General features: G+C 67.1%; 28 protein-coding genes. 7 read left to right on the plus strand and 21 right to left on the minus strand.

Going from position 1 to position 25,801, the window contains the following annotated elements; translation table 11 throughout:
- Positions 1-36: 36 nt before the first annotated feature.
- The 3 genes from ACRYLO_RS08815 to glnE all read right to left on the minus strand — a co-directional run bounded on the left by ACRYLO_RS08815 (position 37) and on the right by glnE (position 4,129).
- Positions 37-795, minus strand: a complete 759-nt coding sequence (locus tag ACRYLO_RS08815; RefSeq protein ID WP_482661707.1) for a ferritin-like domain-containing protein — start codon at positions 793-795, stop codon at positions 37-39.
- A 173-nt stretch (positions 796-968) separates the two neighbouring features.
- Positions 969-1,445: a peroxiredoxin gene (locus ACRYLO_RS08820; protein ID WP_482659802.1), complete on the minus strand. Its 477-nt coding sequence runs from the start codon at positions 1,443-1,445 to the stop codon at positions 969-971.
- Complete coding sequence (gene glnE, locus ACRYLO_RS08825) at positions 1,445-4,129, minus strand: bifunctional [glutamate--ammonia ligase]-adenylyl-L-tyrosine phosphorylase/[glutamate--ammonia-ligase] adenylyltransferase (protein WP_482659803.1); 2,685 nt, start codon at positions 4,127-4,129, stop codon at positions 1,445-1,447. Before glnE ends, ACRYLO_RS08820 begins: the two co-directional genes overlap by 1 nt.
- An 80-nt stretch (positions 4,130-4,209) precedes the next feature.
- Between glnE and ACRYLO_RS08830 the strand changes: the two genes are divergently transcribed.
- On the plus strand, positions 4,210-4,410 hold the full coding sequence (locus ACRYLO_RS08830; protein WP_482659804.1) for a hypothetical protein: 201 nt from the start codon (positions 4,210-4,212) through the stop codon (positions 4,408-4,410).
- A 17-nt stretch (positions 4,411-4,427) separates the two neighbouring features.
- Here ACRYLO_RS08830 and ACRYLO_RS08835 read toward each other — a convergent pair whose 3' ends face one another.
- From ACRYLO_RS08835 to ACRYLO_RS08845, 3 genes are all read right to left on the minus strand, one after another.
- Entirely contained in the window at positions 4,428-5,042 is a 615-nt protein-coding gene (locus tag ACRYLO_RS08835) for a sigma-70 family RNA polymerase sigma factor (RefSeq protein ID WP_482659805.1), read from the minus strand.
- Positions 5,043-5,121: 79 nt separating this feature from the next.
- On the minus strand, positions 5,122-5,259 hold the full coding sequence (locus ACRYLO_RS08840; protein ID WP_422057066.1) for a hypothetical protein: 138 nt from the start codon (positions 5,257-5,259) through the stop codon (positions 5,122-5,124).
- A 49-nt stretch (positions 5,260-5,308) separates the two neighbouring features.
- Positions 5,309-6,115 (minus strand): response regulator, encoded by an 807-nt coding sequence (locus tag ACRYLO_RS08845; RefSeq protein WP_482659806.1) that lies wholly within the window; start codon positions 6,113-6,115, stop codon positions 5,309-5,311.
- Between the two features lie 64 nt (positions 6,116-6,179).
- Between ACRYLO_RS08845 and ACRYLO_RS08850 the strand changes: the two genes are divergently transcribed.
- The 3 genes from ACRYLO_RS08850 to ACRYLO_RS08860 all read left to right on the plus strand — a co-directional run bounded on the left by ACRYLO_RS08850 (position 6,180) and on the right by ACRYLO_RS08860 (position 8,562).
- Positions 6,180-6,533: a NepR family anti-sigma factor gene (locus ACRYLO_RS08850; protein WP_482659807.1), complete on the plus strand. Its 354-nt coding sequence runs from the start codon at positions 6,180-6,182 to the stop codon at positions 6,531-6,533.
- 17 nt (positions 6,534-6,550) lie between these two features.
- Positions 6,551-8,116, plus strand: coding sequence for a sensor histidine kinase (locus tag ACRYLO_RS08855; RefSeq protein WP_482659808.1), 1,566 nt, complete (start codon positions 6,551-6,553; stop codon positions 8,114-8,116).
- Positions 8,117-8,427: 311 nt separating this feature from the next.
- Complete coding sequence (locus ACRYLO_RS08860) at positions 8,428-8,562, plus strand: entericidin A/B family lipoprotein (protein WP_294018957.1); 135 nt, start codon at positions 8,428-8,430, stop codon at positions 8,560-8,562.
- A gap of 13 nt (positions 8,563-8,575) precedes the next feature.
- Here the strand turns inward: ACRYLO_RS08860 and tatC are convergent, their stop codons facing one another.
- From tatC to ACRYLO_RS08910, 10 genes are all read right to left on the minus strand, one after another.
- Complete coding sequence (gene tatC / locus ACRYLO_RS08865) at positions 8,576-9,358, minus strand: twin-arginine translocase subunit TatC (RefSeq protein WP_482659809.1); 783 nt, start codon at positions 9,356-9,358, stop codon at positions 8,576-8,578.
- On the minus strand, positions 9,355-9,795 hold the full coding sequence (gene tatB / locus ACRYLO_RS08870) for a Sec-independent protein translocase protein TatB (RefSeq protein WP_482659810.1): 441 nt from the start codon (positions 9,793-9,795) through the stop codon (positions 9,355-9,357). The genes tatC and tatB overlap by 4 nt, the downstream gene beginning before the upstream one ends.
- A gap of 47 nt (positions 9,796-9,842) precedes the next feature.
- The gene (locus ACRYLO_RS08875; RefSeq protein WP_294018960.1) at positions 9,843-10,088 is read right to left on the minus strand and encodes a twin-arginine translocase TatA/TatE family subunit; all 246 of its coding nucleotides are present in this window, start codon (positions 10,086-10,088) and stop codon (positions 9,843-9,845) included.
- Positions 10,089-10,116: 28 nt separating this feature from the next.
- Entirely contained in the window at positions 10,117-10,719 is a 603-nt protein-coding gene (gene scpB / locus ACRYLO_RS08880; protein ID WP_482659811.1) for an SMC-Scp complex subunit ScpB, read from the minus strand.
- A complete protein-coding gene (locus tag ACRYLO_RS08885) occupies positions 10,716-11,447 on the minus strand; it encodes a segregation and condensation protein A (RefSeq protein ID WP_482659812.1) in 732 nt (243 codons plus the stop codon). Before ACRYLO_RS08885 ends, scpB begins: the two co-directional genes overlap by 4 nt.
- A gap of 177 nt (positions 11,448-11,624) precedes the next feature.
- On the minus strand, positions 11,625-12,626 hold the full coding sequence (gene nagZ / locus ACRYLO_RS08890; protein WP_482659813.1) for a beta-N-acetylhexosaminidase: 1,002 nt from the start codon (positions 12,624-12,626) through the stop codon (positions 11,625-11,627).
- 212 nt (positions 12,627-12,838) lie between these two features.
- Positions 12,839-13,549 (minus strand): SPOR domain-containing protein, encoded by a 711-nt coding sequence (locus tag ACRYLO_RS08895; RefSeq protein WP_482659814.1) that lies wholly within the window; start codon positions 13,547-13,549, stop codon positions 12,839-12,841.
- Complete coding sequence (gene argS / locus ACRYLO_RS08900) at positions 13,550-15,277, minus strand: arginine--tRNA ligase (protein ID WP_482659815.1); 1,728 nt, start codon at positions 15,275-15,277, stop codon at positions 13,550-13,552.
- Positions 15,278-15,332: 55 nt separating this feature from the next.
- On the minus strand, positions 15,333-16,250 hold the full coding sequence (gene rarD, locus ACRYLO_RS08905; protein WP_482659816.1) for an EamA family transporter RarD: 918 nt from the start codon (positions 16,248-16,250) through the stop codon (positions 15,333-15,335).
- Positions 16,251-16,330: 80 nt separating this feature from the next.
- Entirely contained in the window at positions 16,331-16,912 is a 582-nt protein-coding gene (locus ACRYLO_RS08910) for a hypothetical protein (protein WP_482659817.1), read from the minus strand.
- 77 nt (positions 16,913-16,989) lie between these two features.
- Between ACRYLO_RS08910 and ACRYLO_RS08915 the strand changes: the two genes are divergently transcribed.
- Positions 16,990-17,799 (plus strand): class I SAM-dependent methyltransferase, encoded by an 810-nt coding sequence (locus ACRYLO_RS08915; protein ID WP_482659818.1) that lies wholly within the window; start codon positions 16,990-16,992, stop codon positions 17,797-17,799.
- A 3-nt stretch (positions 17,800-17,802) separates the two neighbouring features.
- Here ACRYLO_RS08915 and ACRYLO_RS08920 read toward each other — a convergent pair whose 3' ends face one another.
- Both ACRYLO_RS08920 and ACRYLO_RS08925 read right to left on the minus strand, forming a co-directional pair.
- Positions 17,803-18,957 carry a DUF1501 domain-containing protein gene (locus ACRYLO_RS08920; RefSeq protein ID WP_482659819.1) on the minus strand — a complete coding sequence of 385 codons (1,155 nt, stop codon included), beginning with the start codon at positions 18,955-18,957 and terminating at the stop codon, positions 17,803-17,805.
- A gap of 4 nt (positions 18,958-18,961) precedes the next feature.
- The gene (locus ACRYLO_RS08925; RefSeq protein WP_482659820.1) at positions 18,962-20,407 is read right to left on the minus strand and encodes a DUF1800 domain-containing protein; all 1,446 of its coding nucleotides are present in this window, start codon (positions 20,405-20,407) and stop codon (positions 18,962-18,964) included.
- On the opposite strand from ACRYLO_RS08925, the gene ACRYLO_RS08930 reads away from it, so the two are divergent.
- Positions 20,406-20,642 (plus strand): hypothetical protein, encoded by a 237-nt coding sequence (locus tag ACRYLO_RS08930; protein ID WP_482659821.1) that lies wholly within the window; start codon positions 20,406-20,408, stop codon positions 20,640-20,642. The two genes, ACRYLO_RS08925 and ACRYLO_RS08930, sit on opposite strands and share 2 nt — an antisense overlap.
- Positions 20,639-20,914, plus strand: coding sequence for a hypothetical protein (locus ACRYLO_RS08935; RefSeq protein ID WP_482659822.1), 276 nt, complete (start codon positions 20,639-20,641; stop codon positions 20,912-20,914). The genes ACRYLO_RS08930 and ACRYLO_RS08935 overlap by 4 nt, the downstream gene beginning before the upstream one ends.
- 179 nt (positions 20,915-21,093) lie before the next feature.
- Here the strand turns inward: ACRYLO_RS08935 and ACRYLO_RS08940 are convergent, their stop codons facing one another.
- From ACRYLO_RS08940 to ftsZ, 3 genes are all read right to left on the minus strand, one after another.
- Positions 21,094-22,260 (minus strand): deoxyguanosinetriphosphate triphosphohydrolase, encoded by a 1,167-nt coding sequence (locus tag ACRYLO_RS08940; RefSeq protein WP_482659823.1) that lies wholly within the window; start codon positions 22,258-22,260, stop codon positions 21,094-21,096.
- Positions 22,261-22,300: 40 nt separating this feature from the next.
- Positions 22,301-24,175, minus strand: a complete 1,875-nt coding sequence (locus tag ACRYLO_RS08945) for a hypothetical protein (protein WP_482659824.1) — start codon at positions 24,173-24,175, stop codon at positions 22,301-22,303.
- A gap of 130 nt (positions 24,176-24,305) precedes the next feature.
- Positions 24,306-25,793: a cell division protein FtsZ gene (gene ftsZ, locus ACRYLO_RS08950; protein WP_482659825.1), complete on the minus strand. Its 1,488-nt coding sequence runs from the start codon at positions 25,791-25,793 to the stop codon at positions 24,306-24,308.
- Positions 25,794-25,801: the final 8 nt, after the last annotated feature.

Consider the following 25,801-nt stretch of genomic DNA (forward strand, 5'->3'; position numbering starts at 1 on the left):
GTCAGGAAGCAGCCCCTCCGCATCCGACGAATTGGGTTAGAGACTGATCGGGCCGGATCCGGCAAGGCTTTCGTAATAGTCGCGCGTTAGACCGGCTGTCTCGCGCGCCGAGTCGTTGAACGGAGGCTTAACCGTTCCGCGAAAATAACGATTCAGCAGCCTGCGCCATTCCAACCGCGAATCGATTCGTCGCGCCGCGCAGAGCGATTCGAACCAACGCGTGCCCGCGCGAACATGCACGATCTCGTCCCGGAAAATCCGTCCCAGGATCGCGGCGGTAGCGTGGTCGCCGACGGCTTCGAACCGCTCGATGGTGGTCGGGGTTACGTCGAGCCCGCGCGCCTCCAGCACCATCGGCACCACCGCCAGCCGCGCGGCCGCGTCGCCCGCAGTCGCCACCGCCGCCTCCCACAGCCCGGCGTGGGCGGGCATCGCCCCATAATGGCTGCCCAACTGTTTGAGCCGCCGGTCGAGCAGGGCGAAGTGCATCGCCTCATCCGCGCCGACCTTCATCCAGTCATCCGTAAAGGGGCGAGGAAACTGCCCGCCGAAACGCCCGATCAGGTCGAACGCCAGGTCGATCGCGACGAACTCGATATGTGCCAGCGCATGGATCAGCGCCACGCGCCCCCGCTCGGACCCTCCCTTGCCGCGCTTGGGCATGCGGTTGGGCGGCAACAATTCGGGCGCATCGGGGCGCGCCGGTTCGTCCGGCATCGCCGCGTCGAACGCGAAGTCGAGCCGCCCGAGCCGCCAGTCGCGCGCCGCCTGTCGTGCCGCCGCGACCTTTGCCATCGGATCGGCGGCGGCGAGCACCGCCCGCGCCGCCCCGGCGACGCTTGGTTTTGTGTTCAGCTGCGCTGAACCGGCACCGGCCCGCTCCCCCACCCGGCCACCCATTGAAGATACCTTGTGGGTGACCGGGTGGGGGAGCGGGCCGGCACCGTCGCTCTGTAAAGAGCGCTTGTTCACGCCGAACCCAGCTCCTTGGCAGCCTCCAGCACTTCGATCACATGGCCAGGCACGCGCACCTTGCGCCATGCGCGGACCAGCGCGCCATCGGCGTCGAACAGGAAGGTCGACCGGTCGATGCCCATATATTTCTTGCCGTACATCGATTTCTCGACCCACGATCCGAACGCCTCCAGCGCCTTGCCATCGGGGTCGGTGGCCAGCGGGACGGTCAGGTCATATTTGGTGACGAACTTCTGGTGCTTGATCGTGTTATCGCGCGAAACGCCGAGCAGCCGCACGCCCAGCGCGTCGAACTGGCTTTTGAACGCGCTGAAATCCTGCGCTTCGCGGGTGCAGCCGGCGGTGTCGTCCTTGGGGTAGAAATAGAGCACCAGCGGCGCCCCGATCATCCCGTCCAGCCGAAAGCCATTGCCGTCGAGATCGATCAGCTCGACCGCCGGAATCTTGTCACCTTCCTCAATCCGCATCATCAGCTCCCTTGCCCCTGCGCCGCCGTGACCCAGGCCCCGGCGACCTCCTGCCGATGCCGTTCGAGCGACGCAACCACATCCTGCCATTCCGCCGCGCCCACCGCATGCGCCACCATCGCGCGGGTCGCCTCCCCCGGAGGCTGGGCATCGGGTGCAACCAGCCGCATCGTCACCAGCAAGCGCGTGAGGAAGTCATGCGCTGGACCGATCGTGGGCGACAACAGCCCTGCGGCGGACAATGCATCCGCGGCTTCCCGCAGTCCCGGCATGAACGCCGTGCGGTGCACCAGCTGAAGCGTGTGGACCGCAAATTCCAGGTCGACCAGACCGCCAGGCAACAGCTTTGCGTCGAGTGGCCCCTGCGGCGGCTTGTGCGCGGCCATGTCGGTGCGCATTTTCGCCGCCTCCGCCGCAATGTCCCGCCGCGGCCGATTACCCGCAAGCACGTCGGCAATCACCTCCGCCACCGCGCCGCGCCCAGCTGCCGACCCGAACACCATGCGCGCACGTGTCAGCGCCATATGCTCCCAGGTCCACGCCTCCTCGCGCTGGTAGCGGGCAAAACCGTCGAGCGAGACCACCAGCGGCCCCTGCGCGCCCGACGGACGCAACCGCGTATCGACCTCGTACAGCGCGCCCGACGCCGTCGCGACCGACAGTGCCGCAATCACCCGCTGGGCGAGGCGGTTATAATAGGTCACCGCGCCCAGCGGCTTTTCGCCATTGGATTCGGCGAGGTGATCGCCCGTGAACAGGAAGATGAGGTCAAGGTCGCTGGCATGGGTCAGCGCGCCCCCGCCGAACCGCCCGAGCGCAAGGATCACCAGCTCGCTTTCCGGCACGTGCCCATGCCGCACCGCGAACTCCGCGACCGTCGCCTCGGCCAGCACCGCCAGCGCCGCCTCGGCCACCCGCGCATAGCCCGCCGAGACATCGAGCGGATCGCTCGCCCCCGCAACGATCTGCGCGCCCAGCGCAAAGCGCTTCTCGCCCACGATCTGGCGGACATGGTCGAGCAGCCGCTGATAATCGTCCCCCGCCTCGCGCCGCGCCATGCCCCGCGCCAGCTCCGCCACCGACCCGACCGGTGCCAGCGCACTCGCATCGATCAGGCCATCGAGCAGCTCGACCCGGCGCGCGAGCGCATCCGCCAGTGTCGGCGCATGGCTGAGGATCGTCGCGAGCAATTGTGCCAGCGTCGGGCGCGCCTCGAGCAGATGGAACAGGTTGAGCGCGGTCGGCAGCCGCGACAGGATCGTGTCGAGCCGCGCCAGCGCCGCACCCGGATCGGGGGACTGGCCGATGGCCGCGATCAGCGGCGGCAGCGCCGCCTCCATCGCCGCCTGCGCCGGCGCACTGCGCAATGCGCCATAGCGTCCGCTGCGCCACCCCTCGATCAGTCGGGTCGCGCTTGCGGGATCGGCAAATCCGGCTTCGGCCAGCCCCGTTTCGGCCACGACTGCACCGGGCGTGCCGCGTCCGCCATCGTCGCTGTCCAACGCGTCGTAGATCCGCCCCACCGCCTCGACATGCGGACGCAACAGATCGAGCAGGTCGCCGCCGCGGTCGAGCCCGTGCAGCCGTGCGACGGCATCCAGCGCTTCGCCATGCGGCAGGGCATGGGTCTGGCGATCGTCGATCATCTGCACGCGATGCTCGATCGTGCGGAACAGGATATAGGCGTCGCTTAGCTGCGCGGCCGCCTCCGCATCGATCCGCCCCGCCGCCGCCAGCGCGGCAAGCGCATCCAGCGTCGCGGGTGCCCGCAGCGCCGGATCGCGCCCGCCATGAATCAGCTGGTGGATCTGCGCGAAAAACTCGACCTCGCGAATGCCACCGCGCCCGCGCTTGAGGTCGAACCCCGGCCCGAACGCCTGGCCCTGTGCATGGTGATCGCGAATGCGGCGCGAAATGCCGCGGATCTCGCGGATCGTGCCGTAATCGAGCGCGCGCCGCCACACGAACGGACGGATCGTATCGAGAAACCCCTGCCCCAGCGTGCAATCCCCCGCCGCCGCGCGGGCGCGGATGAATGCCGCCCGCTCCCACGGCAGCGCCTGTGATTCATAATAGCTGATCGCCGCCTCGGCCGGGAGCACGATCGGCGTCACCTCGGGCGACGGCCGCAGCCGCAGGTCGATGCGCAGCACATAGCCATCGGCATCGCGCGCCTGCAAAATCTCGACTACGCGTCGCCCGATCCGCACCGCCGCCTCCTCCACCGCATCCCGCTCGCGATGCGGCAGTGTCGCAGGATCGAAGATGAGGATCGGGTCGATGTCGGAGGAGTAGTTGAGCTCATGGCTCCCCTGTTTGCCCAGCGCAATCGCCGCGAGCCCACGCGGCTCCGCCCCCGGCACGCGCTCGACGATGGCTCCGCTGATCGCGGCGTCCAGCGCATAGTCTGCAAAATCCGACAGCGCACGCGTGACCGTGACGAAGTCGAGCTGCCCCGATAGATCGCCGATCGCCGCCGCCAGCGCCAGCCGCCGCCGCTCGATCCGCAATCGGCGGGACAGCGGCATGGCGGGATCGTCGATCCGGGTCGCGCCCAGCGGATCGCGGACTGCATTCGCAATGTCGGCAATCAGCGCGTGCTCACGTTCGATCAGGTGAGCCAGGAACGGTGCATTGTTCGAGGCGCGCGCGATCGCGCCGCCGATCGCGGGGTCCGGTTCGGCCATCCAATTATCGTTTCGGCTGGCGATCAGATAGTTTCTGATCTGTCAAGCAACAAAATGCAAAAGAAGACGTTCTGTATCGCATGGGTTCCAAAGCACCTCGATCGCCCGCAGGGCAACGCGATAGCGGCTATTGGGTGGAAGCGCCACGGGCGACCGATCCGATCGGCTTCGCGCTACGCGAAACCTACGCCGATGATCGAGACGTGCCGTCCGACATGCAGGAGCTGCTGAGCCAGCTGAGCGCGGTCAAAGGGCCCGACGGACGCAATAGTCACGGCTGAGCGGCCTCGCAGTCGCATCATTCCCGACTGAGTTCGTCGACCTCATCCATGATGGTATCGAGTGCGCTGCGCCCGTCGCTGACGCTGTCCGCCCGCGATGGAAGATCGCCGCCGCTCATCAACGCCTCCAGCGCAACGCGTCCGCGCGCGACGCGGCTCTTGATCGTTCCAACCGCCACACCGCAAATTTCGGCGGCTTCCTCATAGGCAAAGCCGCCAGCTCCGACCAGAATCAGCGCCTCGCGCTGCGGCTGCGGGAGGTGCAGCAACGCGCGCTGCATGTCGGCCAGCTCGACATGGCGGTCCTGGCTGGCTGGTGCCGCCAGAATGCGGTCAGCAACCAGATCGTCCCACTCGCCCTTGAAGCGCGCGCGGCGCATCTGGCTGAGATACAGGTTGCGCAGGATGATGAAGGTCCATGCGCGCATATTCGTTCCAGCCTGAAAGCGCTGGCGCGCAGCCCACGCCTTCATCAGCGTTTCCTGGACCAGGTCATCGGCGAGATCGCGGCTGCCCGACAACGAACGGCCGAACGCGCGCAGATGCGGGATCACGACCGCGAGCTGTTTCTTGAACTCGGGATCAGAGAGCGCAACATGCTCCACTGGCGCGTATTCGTCGGTGTCGCTCATTAGAATCCGTTCGTCTTGCGCAGCATAGTGCCGCACCGCAGGAGATTGGCGCGCCGCGCACATCCACCACGCTGATCCATCAGATCAGCAGGAAAATCGCAAAGATCACAATGATCAATGTCAGCGAGATTGCCAGAATATACCGCGTCATGTGCGGGGTCGCCCCGGCACGCACGCGATCTGTCTCGATATGAAGGGGGTCGTTTTGGTCAGCCATGACCGCACAACCCCCCAAAACCGTTTTAGGTCCGTAAGAAATGGAACTTTCAGGTCGCCGGGACGGTCGCCTGATCGAAAAACAGCGCCTGGCTGATCGCGGCCTTCACCGTCGAACGCTGGAACGGCTTGGTGATCAGGAAGGTTGGCTCGGGCCATTCACCGGTCAGCAGCCGCTCGGGGAACGCGGTGATGAAGATGACCGGGACATCGAACTGCGCCAGAATATCCTTCACCGCGTCGATGCCCGAACTGTCGTCTGCCAGCTGGATATCGGCCAGCACCAGCCCAGGGCGATCCTCCATCGCCAGCGCGACCGCTTCGTCACGGGTGACCGCCACACCGGTCACGTCATGCCCCTGATCGCGGACGATGGTTTCCAGATCCATCGCGATAAGTGGCTCATCCTCGATGATCAGCACGCGCGCGCGGGTCTGGCGTTCGATTTCGGACAAGGCATGCGACACCAGGTCCTCGACCGCGTCCGCCGATTCATCCAGCAGATATGCCGCGTCCTCGCTGGTGAAGCCTTCCATCGCCGTCAGCAGCAGCGCCTGACGCGACCGCGGCGCAAGCCGCGCGAGCCGGGCACGGGCAATCGCCTCATTCTCGGTTGGATTGCCGACATCGCCGGGGTCGCGGTCGGCGTCGAGGTGGGTCGAACCCCAGATCGCCTGAAAGGTGCGATACAGCCCCAGCCGCGGATCGACGCTGCGCGGAAACTCCTCTGGTGCCGCAACGATTGCCTCAAGCGTGGCACGCACATAACGATCGCCCTCGGTCTGGCTGCCGGTGAGCGCGCGGCCATAGCGGCGCAGAAAAGGCAGGTGAGGCGCGAGCTGCTGTCCTAACGACATGGGAACATATTCTCCTTCGGCGATACCGGCTGTTTGGCCATGGTATCGGTGCATTACAAGGCGTATGCTGATCCAAAGGAAGCCCCTCCCCGGATTTCGCATCGCCTGTGGAACAAACGAGCTTGGGATTGGTTTCATTCCAGCTGTTCGACCCTGCGTCGTGTGGCCGGTGGCTTGCAGCCGTCGCAAATTTTGTGCATCCGCCCGTATCCCGGGCAATCAGGGGGACGAGGTGTTTCCGGCCGACGACAAAAACAAGGCGACGCCGTCAAACGGCGCGGACCAGCCGCCGCCAAAGAGCGGCGCGGCGCCGCAGTCCGATCGCAACATCGGCGATGCGCTGCGGCGCGTCTATCAGGATGCCGCGGGTGAGGATATTCCCGACGACCTGCTCGACTTGCTGCGCAAGCTCGACTGAACTGCGCGTGCACGGCGGTGGATGAGCTGAAGCGCCAGGGCAGTGCTGGCCTCATGGTCGCCCTCGCCCGCATGCCGACCGGGGCCAAGGTCTTTCTGATCCTGAGCGCGGCGCTCCTGCCGCTCGCGCTCATCGCATTTCTTGCGTCGCTGCAAACCACACGGATCGCCGATCAGGAGGTGCGCGCGCGTCTGCGCATCGCCACGAACGAGGCCGCCCGCTCGCTGCGCGGCGAGCTTGCGTGGGAGCTGCGCGAGGTGCGCGGCGCCCTTCCTGCGGGACCGGACCAGGCACCCAATTGCGGACGGCTGGCCGGCCTGTTCGAACCCCAGGCAGATCAGGGCGTGCGCTATGCCGTACTCGATCCGTCCTTGCGGCTGATCTGCGGCCAACCCATCCCCTCAGCCATGTCGCCGGCGGCATCCGAAGATGCCTCGCCCATCCGGTTGCTGCCCGGAACCGGCGCGCAGATCGAGGTGACCGGACCGGCAGGCCATATCGCCCGTGCGTTTTTCCCCACCGATTTCCTCGCCAAGTCGGCCACACCGACGGGCATGGCGGGCGATTACGGGATGGAACTGATCAGCCCGGATCGCACCCTGGTCCTGCGTGAGTTCAGCGCGCAGACACTGCTGGCGCGAACCGAAAGCCAGATCATCGATCTGGATATCGAGGATTTGCAGCTGCAGATGACGGTGCCGAGCGCGCCGGTCACGTCCTCGGCCATCATCGCGGCCTTGTCGCCCTTTCTGATGTGGTTCCTTGCCGCTGCCATCGCCTGGTTCGTGGTCGATCGGCTGCTGATTCGCCCGTTGCGCCAATTGCGCACCACGGTCGGCGCGTATCAACCGGGCGAGGTGATCGATCCCATCGCGGGCAGCGACATCCCGGCCCAGGAAATTCGCGCGCTCGGCGACACCTTCCGCCAGTTGAGCCAGACCGTGCAGCTGCACGAGCGCGATCTTGCCGAAGGCCTGTCGCGCCAGACCAAATTGACGCGCGAAGTGCATCACCGGGTGAAGAACAACCTGCAGGTGATCGCCAGCCTGATCAACTTCCACGCCCGCGTCGCCGCCGAGCCGGGCGCGCTCGAAGCCTATGCCTCGATCCAGCGCCGCGTCGATGCGCTCGCGGTGGTGCATCGCCACCATTATGCCGGATTCGAGGATACGCGCGGGATCGAGATCCGCGCCGTGATCGGCGAGCTCGCCTCGAACATCCGCGCAACCGCGCCCGAGCGCAACGCGGTAGGGATCATGCTCAATATCGAGCCGCTGCTGGTGTCGCAGGACGCGGCGGTCGCGGTCTCGTTCCTGATTACCGAGATCGTCGAACTGGCGATGCTCGCGTCGCCGGGTGCCCAGATCAATATTTCGACCCAGAGCGACCCGGCCAGGCCTGAAAGCACAACGCTGCGTATCAGTTCGCCGGCGCTGGCCGACTCGGCCGAATTTGCGGCCCTGTACGAGCATCGCTATGGGCGCGTGATCGGCGGGCTCGTGCGCCAGCTGCGGTCGCAATTGCATCATGATCCGCTGATTGGCGCCTTCGAACTTGCGATCGCGATTACCGGCCGGACCTGACCGCGCGTTCGACATGCATTCGACCGGTTCGAACGGAATCACCGCGGCCAAAGAAAAACCGAAAAAAAGTTGTTGCCCGTTGGAACCCCGGATCGGGTTGGGTGTTTTTTACTTCGGATAGTGACCTTTTGCCCCCCCGCTCTCGCTATCCACGACACAGGCCCGGAAGCGTCAACCCCCTCCCCCCCCCCGGTGACGCTTCCGGGCCTTATTCGTCCAAGCGACACCCCCTAAAGCGTTAGAATCCCAGGCGGAACGATGTCGCGCGCCGGGCATTTCCCCCTCACACAACTGCACAGTGGAGAAGCGTAATGCGCAAGATTCTGACGATAGCGATGCTCGCGGGCGGTCTTGCCCTGTCCGCCTGCAACACGGTCGAAGGCCTGGGCCGCGACGTGGAGTCGGCCGGCGATACCGTCGCCAAGACCGCCGAAGACGCCAAATAAGCCGAAGTTTACGTTATCCCTCGGCGGCGGCTTCGGCCGCCGCTTCCTTTTCACGCCGCTTGTGCGTGATCCAGATCGCCACCAGCGACAGGAAATACAGGCCGCACAGCGGAATCGCCAGCAACAGCTGTGAACCAACATCCGGGGGGGTTAGCACTGCGGCGATCGCGAAAGCACCGACGATCGAATATCGCCAAGCACCCTTGAGCTGCTCGAAAGTGACAATCCCGGCTCGCTCCAGCAGCATCAACAAAACCGGCAAGAGGAATGAGACGCCAAAGGCGAAGAGGAACTGCATGATGAAGCCGAGATATTTTTCGGCATCCGGCAGCGCGATCTGTTCCACCCCGCCACCCAATGCGCCCTGATAGCCGAGCAGGAAATGCAATGCGGTCGGGATCGTCACCCAATAAGCCAGCGCCGCCCCGGCGGTAAACAGAACCGGCGTCGCTAGCAGGAAAGGGAGCAACGCCTTCTTTTCCTTGCGATACAGCCCGGGCGCGACAAACTGCCACAACTGCCCCGCCACCACGGGGAATGCCACCATCACTGCGGCGAAAAACGCGACCTTCAGCTCGACGAAAAATCCGCCCAGAATGCTGGTGAAGATCAACTTGTCCTGTCCCGCCTGCGCCAGCGGATAAACGAGAAAGGCGTAGATCGGCTTGACGAAATAAAAGCACAGGCCGAACGCTACCACCAGCGCCACCACGCAATAGAGCAGCCGCCGACGCAGCTCGATCAGATGGTCGAGCAGCGGCGCTTCGCTATTGGCGAGTTCATCGGTGTCGCTCACGACTCCGCCTTCTTCTTGCGCGGGGCGCGCGGCTTGCGTGTCGGCGTTGCCGGCGCATCCGGCACCGCGTCGGCCGGATCAGCGCGTAACGCCGGGGCCTCGGTCATCACGGGTGCGGCATCCTCGTCCGACCCGCCCACGCTCGCCGGTTCCGCCCCTTGCGGATTGGGATCATAGACCGGCGCGGGCAGCATCTTCTCGGGCGGATGCTCGCGCATGATCCGCGCATTTTCCTCAGCCCACTTCTTTTCCATCTCGGCCAGTTCGGCCTCGCGGACCATATTGTCGAATCCGCTGCGGAACTGGCTCGCGACGCGACGTGCCTTGCCGACCCACTGGCCGACAAAGCGCATCGCCTTTGGCAAATCCTTCGGCCCGATCACCAGCAGGGCGACGATGCCCACCACCAGAAATTCGGGTGCGTTGAAATCGAGCATCGATCAGCCGACCCGCAAGGCTGCGGCGCAAGGCCGCAGCGGATAATTCAGCGCTCGTCCTGCGCCGGACGCGCTTCGGTCGATGCCTGGGGCTGAGGCTGCGGGTCGTTGACGCGCTTCGCCTCGATTTCGGCGGGCTTGGCCGGCGTCTCGTCGTCGTCCGCCATGCCCTTCTTGAACTGCTTGATGCCCTTGGCGACGTCACCCATCATGTTCGAGAAGCGGCTGCCGCCGAACAGAAGAATTACGAGGACACCGACGATCAGCCAGTGAACCAGACTCATGCTACCCATCGGAACTCTCCGTTGATTCCCCGGCTATCTAGTCGTCTTCGTCGGCAGTTTCCACCGCTTCCGGGCCCGCGCCCTCCGAATGTGCCGCCTCGAACGCCAGATCGACCGGATCGAGCAGCCCGGCGGCGCGCAGATCGTCGATTCCGGGCAGGTCGCGGCGGCTCGCCAGCCCGAAATGGCTGAGAAATTCGGGCGTCGTCGCATACATCAGCGGCCGTCCCGGAACTTCGCGCCGACCCGCCGGGCGGATCCACCCCGCCTCCATCAGCACGTCGAGCGTGCCTTTGCTGATCTGCACGCCCCGGATCGCCTCGATCTCCGCGCGCGTCACCGGCTCGTGATAGGCGATGATCGCCAGCGTCTCGATTCCCGCGCGGGAAAGCTTGCGGCTGTCCTCGCGGTCGCGGCGCAGGAAATTGGCCAGGTCCGGCGCGGTCTGGAAATGCCAGCGCCCGCCGCGCTCGACCAGCTCGACCCCGCGCCCCGCATAATGTTCGGTCAGCGCCGCCAGCGCCGCAGCGATATCTGCCTCGTCCCCGACATAGGCGCGCAGGTCGCTCAGCGTCAGCGGCCCCTCCGCCGCAAACAACACCGCTTCCACCGCGCGCATCGTCTCGTCGGGCGGGGTCATGCCTCGATCCCGCGCAGATAGAGCGGCGCAAACGCCGATTTTTGGCGAATCTCGACCCGACCCTGTTTGGCCAGCTCCAGCGCCGCAACGAAAGAGCTCGCTAGCGCCGACTTGCGGTAGGAGCCGCTGGCATCTTCGGGCAGGAAACTCTCGATCGTGCTCCAGTCGATCCGCTGCCCGATCAGCTCGGACACGCGGTGGATCGCATCCTCCAGCGTCATCACCGGTCGCACCGCCACGATATGCATCACCGGGCGCGTGCGCGCGCTGATCTGCCCATAGGCAGAAATCAGGTCATAGATTTCCGCCTGCCAGCGCGATTTGCGCACGGTCTTCAGCCCCTCCGGCGCGCCGCGCGTGAACACGTCACGCCCCAGCCGGTCGCGCGCCACCAACCGCGCCCCCGCCTCGCGCATCGCGCTCAGCCGCTCCAGCCGCAATTGCAGCCGCAGCGCCATTTCCTCAGGGCTCGGCTCGATCTCCGGATCGCGCGGCAGCAGCAGCGCCGATTTGAGATAGGCCAGCCACGCCGCCATCACCAGATAATCGGCGGCCAGCTCCAGCTTCAGCTCGCGCGCCTCGTTCACATAGGTCAGATACTGGTCGACCAGCTGCAGGATCGAAAGCTGGCGCAGATCGACCTTCTGGCTCCGCGCGAGCGCCAGCAACAGGTCGAGCGGCCCTTCCCAGCCGTCGATGTCGATGGTGAGGGGCGCAGGGTCGGTCACAACCAATTCCTCCCCTGCCCCGCAGGGGAGGGGGACCGCCCGCGAAGCGGGTGGTGGAGGGGCGGCCGCGCAGACGGCCATGAACAGCTCGGCAAAATTCCGCCCTCTGCGGGGCGGCCCCTCCGTCGGCGCTGCGCGCCGCCACCTCCCCTGCTGCGCAGGGGAGGAATAAGGGCGTCACACCACCCCAAGCAACGCCTCCCGCTTGGCGATCAGGTCGTCGATCGCGCCCGGCTCGGGCCGCACACTCGCCATCGCCCGCTCCAGCCGCGCGAGCGTCACCGGCGGCGCATCGCTCAGCCGCCCGACAATTTCCTCCATCTCGCCCATCCGCGCCCAACAATCGAGCGCGACATCGCATCCCGCCGCAATCGCCTGCGCGGCCTTCTCGCCCGCCGATCCGCTCAGCGCCTTCATGTCGATATCGTCGGTCATCAGCAGACCGTCGAACCCGATCCGCCCGCGGATCACGTCGCGGATCACGGTCGGCGAGAGTGTCGCGGGGTTGTCCGCATCCCACGCCTTGAACACGACATGGCAGGTCATGGCCATCGGCGCATCCTTGAGCGTGCGGAACGGAGCGATATCCCGCTCCAACGCCGCATCGTCGGCATCGACCACCGGCAGCTCATAATGGCTGTCCACCACGCCGCGACCATGGCCCGGCATATGCTTGACCACGCCGACCACGCCGCCCTTCGCCATCCCGTCGAGCATCGCACGGCCCAGCGCCGCCACCCGCATCGGATCGCTCCCGAACGTCCGCCCGCCCACCGCCGGGGTCGTCTCCGGCATGCGCACGTCGAGCAGCGGCGCGCAGTTCACATTGACCCCGACCTCGGCCAGCATCAGCGCCAGCGCCTGCCCGTTCGCCCGCGCCGCCTCGATCGCCGAAGACGGCGCGACCTCGTACAGCGCATCGAAGGCGGGACCGGCGGGAAAGGCCGGCCATTCCGGCGGCTGCATCCGTGCGACGCGCCCACCCTCCTGATCGATCAAAATCGGCACGTCGTCGCGGCCCGACAGCGCGCGCAAGCTGTCGGTCAGCGCGCGCATCTGGGCGCGGTCGACGCAGTTGCGCCCGAACAGGATATAGCCAAGCGGGTCCGCCTCGCTGAAAAACGCGGCTTCGTCGGCGGTAAGGACAGGGCCGGACAGGCCAAAGATAACGGGCTTCATGGCGCGGTTAGAACAGGGGCGAGCAGGATTTTCCAGCCCAATTCCTCCCCTGCCCCGCAGGGGAGGTGGCATTGCGCAGCAATGACGGAGGGGCGGCCGCGCAGACGGCCGTGAACAGCTCGGCAAAATTCCGCCCTCTGCGGGGCGGCCCCTCCACCACCCGCTGCGCGGGCGGTCCCCCTCCCCTGAGCCAGCTCAGGGGAGGAATTGGATCACCCCGCCGCCAGGAAACACGCCTCGCCTGCAGCCTTCAGCTTGCCGCACAGTTCGCGCGCCTGCCCGTTGCTGCCCGCATTGACGCGCAGCCGGTAGAAGGTCTTGCCGTTCACATCCGCCTTGGCGATCCCCTTGCCCAGCGGCGCAAGGTAGGAAAAGCGCTTCGACAGCCGCGCCCAGGCGGCGTTCGCCTCTGCCTCGGTCGGGAAGGAGCCGAGCTGGATGGTCGCGCTGCCCGCCGACGGCCCCGGCGCTGCCTGGGCCGGCGCGGCGGCCTTAGGCACCGCGCCAGTCGGGATCGGCGCCACGACGCGGCTCGCACCCTTGACCGGGGCCGGGCTTGCCTTGGGCGCTGCCTTGCCGTCCACTGGCGTTTCCGGCACCGCCAAGACATCGACCGACCCGTTGGTGGTCGCGCCTTCGCTCGCGGCAAAGACGGTGTCGCCCTCGCCCTCGACCTTCATGCCCCCGGGCTCGTCCGGCTTGACCTTGTAATCGCCGTCCTGCGCGTTGATCAGCGCGCCGGTCCCTTCCCCCGTCACCGTGCGCTGATACCACCACCAGCCAAAGATCGCGGCGGCGATGATCGCCAGCCCGACCAGCACCAGCAGGATGATGCGCAGGACCGATGGCCCCTCGCGATAATCATCCTCGACCGTCTCCAGCCACGGCAGCCGGTCGTCATTATAATCCTCGCCTGCGTTCATTCAGCTCAGCTCCTGAACCGCCTCGACCCCCATGATGTTGAGACCGTTACGAATAACCTGCCCGATTGCGTCGGCGAGGGAAAGGCGCGCGCGAGTCAGCGGCACATTGTCGGGCAGGATGAAGCGGCGCGAGGGATCGTCATTGCCCATATTCCACCAGGCGTGGAACTCGGCGGCCAAGTCATAGAGATAAAAGGCAATCCGATGCGGCTCCCGCGCCGCCGCCGCACCCTCGACCACCCGCGGATACTGCGCGGCAAGCTTCACCAGCGCCAGTTCGCGTGTATCAAGCAGGGACAGGTCGGCATCGCCCGACAGGTCCAGCCCGGCATCGTCAGCGCGCCGATGCAGCGAAGCGACCCGCGCATGGGCATATTGGACATAGAAAACCGGGTTGTCCTTCGACGCCTCGACCACCTTGGCAAAGTCGAAATCCATCTGCGCATCGGCCTTGCGCGTCAGCATGGTGAAGCGGACCACGTCCTTGCCCACTTCCTGCACCACGTCCGCCAGCGTGACGAAATTGCCCGAACGCTTGGACATCTTCACCGGCTCGCCCGCGCGCAGCAGGCGCACCATCTGCACCAGCTTGACGTCGAACCGCGTCTTGCCCTCGGTCAGCGCGGTGACGGCGGCGACGATCCGCTTGACCGTGCCGGCGTGATCCGCGCCCCAGATGTCGATCAGCTGGTCGGCCGATTGCGCCTTCTGGAAATGATACGCCATGTCCGCGCCGAAATAGGTCCATTGCCCGTTCGACTTCTTGATCGGACGATCCTGATCATCACCGAACTTGGTCGAACGGAACAGCGGCAGCTCGACCGGCTCCCAATCATCGGGCAGCTCGCCCTTGGGCGCTTCCAGCACACCGTCATAGATCAGGTCGCGGGCACGCAACCACGCTTCAGCCTCTTCGGGCTTACCCGCCGCCTGCAACTCGGCCTCAGACGAGAACAGATTGTGGTGGATGCCGAGCAACGCGAGGTCGCTGCGGATCATCACCAGCATGTCGGCGACGGCTTCCTTGCGGAACAGCGCCAGCCATTCGCTCTCGTCCTTGCCGACAAACGCGTCGCCATGCTCGCGCGCCAGCCGCTCGCCAACCGGCATGAGATAGTCGCCCGGATACAGCCCCTCGGGGATCTCGATCGTCTCGCCCAGCGCTTCGCGGTACCGCAGGTGCGCCGACCGCGCGAGGACATCGACCTGCCCGCCCGCATCGTTGACATAATATTCGCGGATGACTTTGTGACCCACCGCTTCGAGCAGGCTGGCGAGCGCATCGCCCACCACCGCGCCCCGGCAATGGCCCATATGCATCGGGCCAGTCGGGTTGGCGGAGACATATTCGATGTTCACGGTCACGCCCGCGCCACCCTGCGACCGGCCATACGCCTCGCCCGCCGCGTGGATCGCACTCAGCTCGTCGCGCCAGGTGCCATCGGTCAGGCTCATATTGATGAAGCCCGGCCCTGCCACCGACACCGAAGACACCGCGTCGATCTTCTCCAGCTCGGCCGCGATCTTCTCGGCCAGCGCGCGCGGATTGGTGCCCGCTGGCTTGGCCAGCACCATCGCGGCGTTGGTGGCGAGGTCGCCGTGCGTCACGTCGCGCGGCGGCTCCACCGTCACCGCACGTCGCTCCAGCCCAGCCGGCAGATCGCCGGATGCGACCAGGGCATCCAGCGCGGCGTCGAGATGGGCAGCGAAACGGGGATAGAGCGTCATGTGCAGGTCCGATGGTTTCAGGAGGCGGACCCTCTAGCGCAGCGCGCGCGGTTCGTCACGCAATGACGCGGCGTCTCCGCGCGGCAAGCAATCCATCGGCGGCGTAAATCGCAAGGCCGGTCCAGATCAGCGCGAAACAGATCAGGTGCGCAGTCGTCACCCGCTCCCCGAAATAGGTGATCGCCAGCAAGAACTGCATCGTCGGAGCGAGATATTGCAGCAGCCCCAGCGTCGAATAGGGCAACCGCCGCGCCGCTCCAGCGAACAGCAGCAACGGCACCGCCGTCACCACGCCCGACAGCACCAGCAACGTCGTCGCCACCGCGTCATTGCCGAACTCCAGCCCGCCATGCGTCGACAGCCAGAACAGATAGGCAAGGCCGAGCGGCGCGAGGATCGCGGTCTCCAGCGTCAGCCCCTCCAGCGCGCCGACCGGGGCAACCTTGCGCACCAGCCCATAGAAGCCGAACGAAAAGGCGAGCGTCAGGCTGATCCAGATGCCCTGCCCCGCACCCACCGCCAGCACCGCGACCCCGACCCCGGCCAGCCCGACCGCCACCATCTGCGCCCGCCCGAGCTTCTCGCGCAGCAGCACGATGCCCAGCAGCACATTGACCAGCGGATTGAGGAAATAGCCCAGGCTTCCCTCAAGCACATGCCCGTTCTGCACCGCCCAGATATAGACCAGCCAGTTCACTGAAATCAGCGCCGCGCTGGCGCTCAGCAACAGCATCGCCCGGCGGTTGCGCATCGCTGCCATGATCGCCGAGGTGCGCCCCAACGCAAGGATGACGATCGCGAGCAGCCCGAGCGACCATAATACACGCCCGGCAACCACCTCGCCCGCGCCGACCCCTTTCAGGGCAAAGAAGAACAGCGGAAGCACGCCCCAGATGGCATAGGCGCCCAATCCTTGGACCAACCCGGCACGGTCGAGGCGCTCGGGCGCTGGGGGCGGATCGGACCTGGCCATGCGCGGTGAGATAGGTGCTTTGCTGCACTGCGGAAAGGCAAGTGTCTGAAAGATTTCGTTTGGACTGGGTTGCGCGCGCTTCAGTCCTTCGGCGGATCGTCGCGATCGACCTTCAGCCACCGCGCCCAATCGATGCTCACCAGCGCGACCAGCACGCCCAGCATCGCCACCTGCAATGCAATCCCCCAGGGGCTGGTGAGGTTGGCAAACATCACCTCGCCGAAATCCGTCTCACGCACCTTGCGCGCGGTCCAGCCGTAAAAGGCGTAGGTAAACAGCCGGCCGGTAAAGAATGCCGCAGTAAAGCCAAGCAGCGGCACCCGCGCCAGCCCAACCGCCATGAACAATTGCGCCGATGGCAGCGGCGAGATCACGAACAGCGCCAGCAGGATCAGCACGTTATGCTTGCGCCGCTCCACCGCCGTCCGGGCTGCGGCGATATTGCGCTGCATCCGCTGCGGCAGCCATTTCCCGAAATGCCGCGCCCCGACCGCCAGCACAAGCCGCCCCAACGCCGCGCCCATCGCACCGATCAGCACCAGCGCCCAAAGCGGCTGGTCGCCATTGATCCCGTACAGCACGATGATCGACCAGGTTGGCGGCCCGAAGGCGGGAAGCAAATTGACCCCGAACGCCAGCAGGAACAGCGAGAGATAGCCCATCGACGCTGGCGTGCGGCGAAACAGCCGTGCGTGCAAGCCGCTTGACGAATGTAACATTGTATCATTATGCAGCGACCATGTCCGCCAAAGCCCCCGCAATCCATGATCCCGCCCATTGGGACTCGGTCTCCACCAATTACGCCGCTGAAGCCGACCGGATGACCGGACGCTATGCGCACGCCGCATGGGAGCTGGCCGCACTACCTACCGGTGCACGCGTCCTGGATGTGGCAACGGGAGCGGGCGCACTGCTGGTTGCAGCGCTGCGCGACGGCGCGGATGCGGTCGGGATCGACTTTTCGCCCGGCATGGTCGAGATCGCTCAGGCCCGCGCTGCGGACATCAGCCCGGGCGAGCGCGCACTGGTGATGGACGGCCAGCGGCTCGACTTCCCGGCCGACAGTTTCGATGCCGCCTTCTCGATCTTCGGCGTCTTCATGTTCCCCGATCCCGCTGCGGGCTTCGCCGAAATAGCGCGCGTACTGCGCCCCGACGGCCTTGCCGTGGTCGCGGTTTGGGAAAATGCCGGCGGTGCCGGCCCGGCCCAGCTCTTTGCCCAGGCTGCCCAGCGCATGTTCCCCGAGCAGCCGGTACCGCTGCCGATGGCGCGCCTGTTCAACGCACCCGAACTGCTCGATGCGGCATTTGTGGAGGCCGGATTACAGCCCGATGCGGTCCATCGCGTCAGCTACGCCTGGCCCGCCCCACCGGTCGACTGGTTCCGCGAACACGCCAAGCTCGCTTATGGCTGGTCGCCGGTCTGGCAGCTGCTCGACGACGCCCAACGCACCGCGTTCGCCGAAGAAGCCGCCGCCCTCGCTGCCAACCTGCCCGCCGAAGGGATCACCTCGACCGCGCTGGTGGGGATGGCGCGCAAGCCGGGCTAGGCCTTAAACCCGCACCAACCCGTCCAGCATCCGCGCGCTCTTCTGCCCCGGGAACAGCGCCGGCATCGCCCGCGCCGGGTCGACCCCGAAATGCGCCGCAGCAGCGCTGCCGATCACCGCATCCAGCCCCGCCGTGGGGCGCAGGTCGCGCCCTTCATACAAAGCCGCATCGCTCAGCCCCGGCCAGTCGGCGACCACGCGCCCGCCCTTTACCGCGCCGCCCAGCAGCCAGGCGACCGATCCGGTGCCATGATCCGTGCCCTGCGTGCCATTGACCTTCACTGTCCGCCCGAACTCGGTCGCGACCAGCACCATCGTCTTGCCCCACAGCGGCCCAAGGCCGGTCTTCAGCGCGGCAATCATCTGGTCGAGCCCATTCAACTGCGCGCCCAGCCGTCCGCGCTGCCCGGCATGCGTGTCCCAGCCGCCGGTCTCGATCATCGCGATCCGCGCACCATTGTCGGCCGCCAGCAGCCGCGCGGCAAGCGCACCGGTCGCGGCAGCATTGCGCCCATTGTTCGCCGCCAGATCGCCGGTCAGCGTCCGCGTCGCCGTCGCCTGTTCCCAGATCGCGTGGAGCTGCGGATCCTGCGCATACAACATCGCGACGCGCCCGAGCAGATCGTCCGATGCATCGGGCAGGACCGACGGCGCATAGGACGCCACCTCGACCTTGCCGCGCAACGCCATCGGGATCGTCGCCGCAATCGCGATGCCCTTGCGCTCGTCATCGGGCAGCACGGACAACAGGCGGTTCATCCACCCGTCCTTGAGCTGATAGGCCGCCACGCCACCCGTCTCGAGCACATTCTGCGCGTCGAAATGCGATCGGTCGCGATAGGGCGAGGCAACGGCGTGGACGAACATCGCCTCCTTCGCCGCATACATCTGCGCGACGTTCTTCAGGTTCGGATGCAGCGCGAACATCGCATCCAGCTTCGCCGCATTGGCGAAATCCTGCGCGAGCACCCCGCGCTGTGCGGCAAAGGCCGGATCGCCGACGGGTGCAAGCGTGCCAAGGCCATCGGCTGCCCCGCGCTGGATGATGAACACGAACCGGCGGTCGCTTGCCGCCTGCGCAAAGGCAAGGCGAGGTGCAAAGCCCAGCGACAGCGCGCCCGCAGCGCCGGTCAGGACAAGATTGCGGCGGTTGATCATCACATTATCTCCGCATGAATTCGGGGGCGACGAGCATCAGCGCCACGCCCTGAGACGCGCTTTCGGCGCGCGCGATCGCCTGGCTCGTGGTGGCACTCAGCGCGCCGGGGAACAGCACCGCCGCCCGCGCCCGCGCATCGATCGTGTCGCGGGTGCGCGCCGCCATCCGCTCCGCCGCCTCGACCCGGCGCATCACCGCATCCGGCCCGGCCCAGCTCGCCGCAATATCGTCAAACCCCGCCGGAGAGCCCGGCCGCCACACCGGCTGGCCCAGCTGGTTCATCAGCCCCAGCACCGCCTCGCCCGGAATTTCGCGCGTGCCGAGCGCGCGCATCGCTGCGACCGACCATTCCCATGGCGTGCGGAACTTGACCGGCTGCGCCACCCACGTCTCAGGTGCCTCGATCAGCACGCGGTACAGCGTCGGCAAATCGCCGCCGGATTTCAGGAACGCCGCCTCCAGCTTTCCGACCAGCGACGCGGGCGGTTCATCTCCGGCGAAATGCCGCGCCAGCTTGACTGCGATATGCTTCGCCGTCGCCGGATGCACGGCCAGATCATCGAGCACCGCCGCCGCCTGCCGCTCGCCCTGCTGGGCATAGCTTTTGCCCAGGATCGTTCGCGTCCCCGGCTCATGGATCCGCCCGGCAAAGACGAAGCTCCCCGGCTTGCCCTCGAGCCCGGCAAAGCGCGCCGCCGGGCCGCGCGTGATCCCCGCGACGCTCCACCCGGTCATCGCGCGGGCGAATTCGGTCACGTCGGCCTGCGTATAGCCGGTGCGCACGCCCAGCGTGTGCAGCTCCAGAATTTCGCGCGCCAGATTTTCGTTGAGGCCCACGCGCTGCGGCCCGCCGCGCCGCGCGGCCGCCTGCCCGGCAATGCTGCCCGGCCCGACGGACTGCGCCTGATCGAGGTACAGCAGCATCGCCGGATGCCGCTCAACCGCGTGCAACATGTCGCGAAACTTGCCCAGCACATGCGGGCGGATCGCGTCGAACTCGAACGCACCGGCCAGGCCCACCATCGTCTGCTTGTCCGCCGACACGGCAAAATGGTTCGACCAGAAATGAACGAGTCGCTCGACGAACGGCGTATCACTCGCCACCGCCACTTGCGCGCGGGCACCAGCGGCGGTCATGTAGAAGTCGCGCCCCTGTTGCCGCCCCGCCTGACGCACCTGTCGCGCCGGGTCGGCCGCCTCCCCCTCGGGCATCGCATCGCCCGCGCGGCGCTCCTGCCGCAATTCCCGCTGCACCATGCGCAGCTCTTCGAGATAATCGGCGACTGCAGCCGCAATCACCGGCGTTCCGGGCAACGCCGCAATCGCCGCCGGCCGCGCATCGAACCGCGCCATCTGGTCGATCAGGGCGCGGCGCGGGTCGGCGGGTGCTGACGCATCCGCCCTTCCGCCTAATCCGAACCGGTTGAGGGCAATGCTTGCGTCCGACATGGGCAATATCCCGAAGAGTGACCATCGAACGCTACCCCCGCTTTGTCGCAAATCTATGCCAGCGGCGCAATTTGTCGCACAAATCGCCCGCTCCGCCCTCGATGCGTCCCGCGCAATCGCACTTGCATCCTTCGCGCTTGGCATTGCTGCACCGCAGCATATCAATGGGGGCAAGAACAGAACAATATTGGATGCCGATCTGGCCCTTCAAATCTTCAAGGGAGAAAGATCGTGATCAAGACCTTCATCAGCGCCGCCGTCCTCCTCAGCCTCCCGGTCGCCGCCTATGCGAGCGAGCGTAGCTTCAAGCGTGACGGCGTCACCTATGTCTACACCAGCAAGCAGGATGGCGACGCCACCGTGCTCGAAGGCAAGGCATTCCCCGGCGGCTCGTCCTACACGCTCGTCGTCCGCGGCAAGCAGGTCACCGGCCGCGTCGGCGGCACCCCGGTGTCGTTCCGCATCGCCAAGCCGCTCGCGACCACCGTCCAGACGGCTTCGCGCTGAACCTTCCATTCCTCCCCTGAGCCCGCTCAGGGGAGGGGGACCGCCCGCGCAGCGGGTGGTGGAGGGGCGGCCGCGCAGACGGCCGTGACCAGCTCGGCAAAATTCCGCCCTCTGCGGGGCGGCCCCTCCGGCGCCTTCGGCGCCACCTCCCCTGCGGGGCAGGGGAGGAATATGGTCGTCTAAAACCCCTCCGGCAATTCGATCGGCCCCACCACCTCGCGATAGCGCGAAATCGCATAGCGGTCGGTCATCCCCGCGATGAAATCGGCGATATGCCGGCTGCGCCACGGCTCGTCCGTCGGCAGCGTCTGACGCCAGTCCTCCGGCATCAGCGCCGGGTCCGCCGCGTAGGCGGCATACAGCCCAGCGACCACGTCGTGCGCCATGTCCGCCGCCGCCAGCTGGTGCGGATGGTGATAGAGATTGGCGTACATGAAGCGCTTGAGCGCCCGCTCCTCCTCGCGCATCGCATCGGAAAAGCCGCACAGCGCCCGCCCCGCCGCGCGCACATCCCGCGCCGTTTCGATGCCCGCCTCGGCAATCCGCCGCCGCGTCTCGTCGAGCAAATCGTTGACCATCACCCCGATCTGCGCCCGCACCAGCTCGCGCATCAGCCGCTTGGGCGACGCGTCCGGGAACCGTGCCTGCACAGCATCCCATCCCCGCGCGACCAGCGGGACCGCCAGCAACTGATCCAGCGTCAGCAGCCCGGCGCGCAGCCCGTCGTCGATGTCGTGATTGTCATAGGCGATGTCGTCCGCAATCGCCGCGACCTGCGCCTCGAGCGAGCTATGCTGCGCCAGCTCCAGCGGAAATGCCGCATCCGCCGCTGCCAACGCCCAGCCCGGTGCCGTCACCGGCCCATTATGCTTGGCCAGCCCTTCCAGCGTCTCCCAGCTCAGGTTCAGCCCGTCCCACCCGGGATAAGGGCAATCGACCACCATCAGCGCACGCAGCGTGTTGCCATTATGGTCGAACCCGCCGCGCGCGCTCAGCGCCGTTTCCAGAGCACGTTCGCCGGCATGGCCGAATGGCGGGTGGCCGATGTCATGCGCCAGACACATTGCTTCGGTCAGATCCTCGTTCAGTCCCAATGTCCGCGCCACCGTCCGCCCGATCTGCGCCACCTCCAGGCTGTGGGTCAGCCGAACGCGGAAATGGTCGCCATCGGGCGCCATGAACACTTGGGTCTTGTGGCGCAGGCGACGAAAGCTGATCGAATGCACGATCCGGTCGCGATCGCGCTGAAACGCATCGCGCGGCCCGCGCGCGGTCCCCTGCCCTTCGTCGTGCAACCGCCCACGGCTGTGCGCGGGATCGCTGGCATAGCGGGCAAGGCTGGTCATGCGGCAAACGTCAGGCGAATCGACATGGCGCCCGCATAGATCAATTTACCGGCAGCTTCTCGATCTTCTGTCCCGCCTCGCTGGTCCACGCAAAGGACTCGACGCCCTTCTTGCGGATCGCGTTGACAAACTCCTGTGCGGCCGCCGACGTCTTGAACGGCCCGGCCAGCAAGCGGTTGGTAAAGCGTAGCGGCGTCGTCCACGCCTGTTTGCCCCGGAACTCGGCCGGAGCATCGGCAACCGCAGCCTTCCACGCCCGGGGCAGCGCCTTCAAGTCCGCCCCGCCCGCGACCTGCACCCAATGACGGGCCGGCTCTGCCTTGGCGGGGTCGATCTTCGGCTTGGCCTTGGCCTCCACCTTGGCGGCAGTGCCGGGCTTGGCCTTGGCATCCGGCTTTGCGGCTACAGCCGGCTTGGCCACCGGCTCGGGCTTCGGCTTGGCCGCCTCGACCACCGGCGCAGGTGCAGCGGCCGTCGCAGCAACCGGCTCCGGCTCGGGAGCCCGCCCGGGTAGCGGGTCCACGCCCAGCTCCGACGCGGGAATGGTGATCCCCGCCATGATCCGGGCGATGACATTGTCCTCGCTCCCCACGCGCGCCGCTGGTTGGCGCGGGGCCGGCTGGGGCGCGACCTCGGCGACGGGCGCGCGGGCCACCTCGACCGGCGCAGCCGGCGGCGGCGGAGCAGCAGCGGATGCGGTCGCGGCTTCGGCCGCTCGCCGCGCATCGGCCTCCCGCGTTGCGCGTTCCTGCGCCGCTCGGGCATCCGCCTCACGCTGCGCCTGGGCCGCACGTTCGGCGTCCGCCAGCCGCCGCGCTTCGGCCTGACGCTGCGCCTCGGCGACGCGTTCCATCTCCAGCCGTTGCTGCTCGGCAAGCCGTACGGCCTCGGCGCGGCGCTGCGCCTCTGCCGCCTCGGCCGCGCGGGCATCGGCAATCCGCTTCGCCTCGGCATCCGCCGCCGCCTGGCGCGCGGCAGCCGCTTCCTGAGTCCGCCGCTCGCGCGCGCTCAAGCCGCGTTCCGAACTGCCCGCTACCGACTGCGAGCCGGATACACGTGCGCGCGGTTGCGGGGGCGGGGGCGGCGCGGCCGCCACCTGGACCGGCGCGATCGCGGGAAAGGGCGGCGCAGCCTGCGCGTCGGCGATGCGCGAAGGGGTACGGCGCAGCTCGCCGAAATGCACCGCAAATGCCTTGTCGGCCGGGCTAAGCGACGGCAGACGCCGGAAGAACGGTGCCAATGCCGTCCCGACGCCGCCCATCATGCTCGCCGCAATCCGGTCGGCTCCGGCGGCATCGCCATTCATCGCCAGAATAAACGCGCGCGCGCGCCACGCTGCGCGGTCGCTCCGGCGCAGCAGCGGATCGAGGACTTTCATCGCCTCATCGGTGCGCCCGCTGATCCCCAGCGAATAGGCGAAACGGCGGGCCGTTTCATCATCCGCCCCCTGCGCCATCGCAATGCGATGCTCACGCTCGGCATGCGGCTGCGCGCCGAGCAGGTCATAGGCAAGCCCGCGGTCCGAAGCATAGGGCGCCATCGCCACCCCACCGCGCTCGGCCAGTGCGAACAGCCGCAACGCCTCGCCCGGCCGCTCGGCCCGCACCATCACCATCGCCTGTCCCGCCGCAACGCGCGGATTGCCGGGTGCCAGCGCCTGTGCGCGGGCAAAGAACCCTGCCGCCGCCGCCGGATCGTTCAGTCGTGCGCTCAGCTCGCCCGCTGCCAATAACGCGGGCACGTTGCGCGGGTCGGTAGCGAGGATGCGCATCTGCTCCGCCAGCCGATCGGCATTGGGCGTCGGCGGTGGCGCAACTTCCTGTGCGACCGCATTCGACGCGACCGCAGGGGCCACCAGGCCGAGCGTGGCGCTCAGGAGCAAGGAGAGGCGGATGGATTGGGCTGCGCGTGTCATGGGAGTCCGCAGGCTACACCATCCGGGGTCTGAATATCAGCTGTCGTTGCGCGATGCCGGGGACAGGCCGGGGCACATGCGCGATGGGATGACGGGGCTCCGGACACCGCATGCGCGGAGCCCCGTCCGATTACTGGTTGTTCTGGCGGTTAAGGAAGCGCGGAATGTCCAGCGGATCCTTGTCGTCATCATCCTTCGACCCGTTGCGCGCCGCTGCCATGCGTTCGAACAGCGTGCCGCCGGTCTTGGCCTTGGGCGGTTCGGCGGGCGCTGGCGCGGGTGCGGCAACTTCCTCGTCATCGCCACCGGTCAGCCAGCGGCGACGGATCGTCGGCTCGCGCGGCGGTTCCTGCGCAGCCGGTGCCTCGGGCACCACCGCGTCGGACCCCAGCACCAGCTCGTCCGTTTCGCCGGCGGGCAGCGCGGTCGGCGCTTCCAACGTGAATTCGTCCTCATCCGCCGCGACTGGCGCCGTTACAGGCGCTTCCGGCTCGGGCGCGACCTGCTCGACGGGTTCGGGCTGTGGCTCGGGCGCGGCGGCTGCGGGCGCTTCCGCCGCCGGGGCTGCGGCACCCATCGGACGACGCACGGTACCGAATGAGAAGCTGCGGCTCGTCTCCGGCGCGGCGGGTGCCGCCGGCTTGGCCGACATATCCGCCTCGATGCCGGTCGCGACGACCGACACGCGGATCTTGCCTTCCAACTCGGGGTTGAACGCCGAACCCCAGATGATGTTGGCATTGTCGTCGACCAGCTCGCGGATATGGTTCGCGGCCTCGTCGACTTCGAGCAGGCGCATATCCTCGCCGCCGGTGATCGACACGATGACGCCCTTCGCGCCATCGAGCGACACGCCGTCGAGCAGCGGATTGGCAATCGCCTGCTGCGCCGCCTCGATCGCGCGGTTGTCGCCGCTCGACTCGCCGGTGCCCATCATCGCCTTGCCCATCTCGCTCATGACGGCGCGGACGTCGGCAAAGTCGAGGTTGATCAGGCCCGGCATGACCATCAGGTCGGTGATGCCGCGCACGCCCTGCTGCAGCACCTCGTCCGCCATCTCGAACGCTTCCTTGAACGTCGTGTTGGCGTTAGCGACCAGGAACAGATTCTGGTTGGGGATGACGATCAGCGTGTCGACGAACTTCTGCAGCTCCTCGATGCCCGCTTCCGCCGACATTGCGCGCTTCTTGCCTTCGAACGCGAACGGCTTGGTCACCACGCCGACGGTCAGGATGCCCATGTCGCGCGCCGCCTTGGCGATCACCGGGGCCGCACCGGTGCCGGTGCCGCCGCCCATGCCGGCCGCGATAAAGCACATATGCGCGCCCTTCAGCGCCTCCTGCACATGCTCGATCGTCTCTTCGGCGGCGGCGCGGCCGATTTCCGGCCGACTGCCCGCGCCCAGACCCTGCGTGATCTTGGCACCCAGCTGGATGCGCTGCCCCGCGCTCGACTGTTTCAGCGCCTGCGCGTCGGTGTTGGCGACCAGGAACTCGACGCCCTGAACTTCGGCGCGGATCATGTTCGCGATCGCGTTGCCGCCCGCGCCGCCGACACCGATCACCGTAATGCGCGGCGTCAGTTCATCCAGGTCGGGCGGAAGGAAGTCGATGCTCATCTTCTTTG

The sequence above is a fragment of the Sphingomonas sp. SDUR79 genome (assembly GCF_056821745.1).